At 63.8% G+C, this 1,566-nt stretch carries 1 protein-coding gene; it reads left to right on the top strand.

Annotation, left to right across the window (positions count from 1 at the left end; translation table 11 throughout):
- The coding region (locus GA0115254_RS42765; protein ID WP_141721016.1) for a non-ribosomal peptide synthetase at positions 1–1,566 on the top strand (1,566 nt) is incomplete at both ends.

The following is a 1,566-nucleotide window of genomic DNA, read 5'->3' as shown; positions in this document are numbered from 1 at the left end:
GGGTGCGGTGGATGTGTTGGGTGAGGTTGAGCGTCGTCGGGTGGTGGTGGAGTGGAATGCGACGGCGGTGGGGGTTGAGGGGTCGACGTTGTCGGGGTTGTTCGAGGCGCAGGTGGTGCGGTCGCCGGGTGCGGTGGCGGTGGTGTTTGGGGGTGTGGAGGTGTCGTATGCGGAGTTGGATGTGCGGGCGAATCGGTTGGCTCGGTTGTTGGTGGGGTGTGGGGTTGGTCCGGAGTCGGTGGTGGGGGTGGTGTTGGAGCGTGGGGTTGATTTGGTGGTGGCGTTGTTGGCGGTGGTGAAGGCGGGTGGTGCGTATCTGCCGGTGGATCCGGGGTATCCGGTGGAGCGGGTTGGTTTTGTGTTGGGTGATGCGGGTGTGGAGTGTGTGGTGACGGTGGGTGAGCTGGCTGGGTTGGTTCCGGCTGGTGTTGGTCGGGTGGTGTTGGATGATGTGTCTGTGGTGGGGGAGTTGGCGGGGTTGTCGGGTGGGGGTTTGGGTGTGGGGGTGTTGTCTGCGCATCCGGCGTATGTGGTGTATACGTCGGGTTCGACGGGGCGGCCGAAGGGGGTGGTGGTGTCGCATGGTGCTCTGGTGAATCATTTGTTCGGTGTGGGTGAGCGGGTGGGGTTGGGTGTGGGGGATCGGTTGGTGGCGGTGACGACGGTGTCGTTCGATATTGCGGCGTTGGAGTTGTTTTTGCCGTTGGTGTCGGGGGCGTCGGTGGTGGTGGCGTCGGGTGAGGTGGTGCGGGATCCGGTTGCGTTGAGGGGGTTGGTGGTTTCGTCGGGTGGGACGGTGGTGCAGGCGGTGCCGTCGTTGTGGCGGGCGTTGTTGGATGTGGGTGGTTGGCCTGTGGGTGTGCGGGCGTTGGTGGGTGGTGAGGCGTTGCCGCGTGAGCTGGCGGAGCGGTTTGTGGATTTGGGGATCGGGGCGGTGAATTTGTATGGGCCGACGGAGGTGACGGTGTGGGCGACGTCGGGTGAGGTGTGTGGGGGTGGTGTGTCGGTGGGGCGTCCGTTTGCGAATGTGCGTGTTTTTGTGCTGGATGCGTGGTTGCGTCCTGTGCCGGTGGGTGTGGTGGGTGAGTTGTATCTGGCGGGTGCGCAGTTGGCGCGTGGGTATGTGGGCCGGCCGGGGTTGTCGGGGGAGCGTTTTGTTGCTTCGCCGTTCGGGTTCGGTGAGCGGCTTTACCGGACGGGTGATGTGGCTCGTTGGGAGGAGGGTGGGACGCTGGAGTGTCTGGGGCGGGTGGATGACCAGGTGAAGGTGCGTGGTTTCCGGATCGAGCTGGGTGAGGTGGAGGCTGCTCTGGAGAGTCATGGGGGTGTGGTCCGGGCTGCTGTGTCTGTCTGTCGTGACAGTGTCGGTGATGCTGTGTTGGCTGCGTATGTGGTTGCCGGTGCTGATGGTGTGGATGTTTCGGTGTTGCGGGCGTTTGTGGCTGGGATTCTTCCGGCGTATATGGTGCCTTCGGCGTTTGTTGTTCTTGATGAGTTGCCGTTGACGGTGAACGGGAAGGTGGATCGTAGGGCTCTGCCTGCTCCTGATGTGAGGCCGGGTGGTGG

The organism is Streptomyces sp. Ncost-T10-10d (assembly GCF_900091955.1).
Classification (GTDB): domain Bacteria; phylum Actinomycetota; class Actinomycetes; order Streptomycetales; family Streptomycetaceae; genus Streptomyces.
The sequence above is the reverse complement of the archived record's forward strand: the minus strand, read 5'-3'. Positions and strand labels throughout refer to the sequence as shown.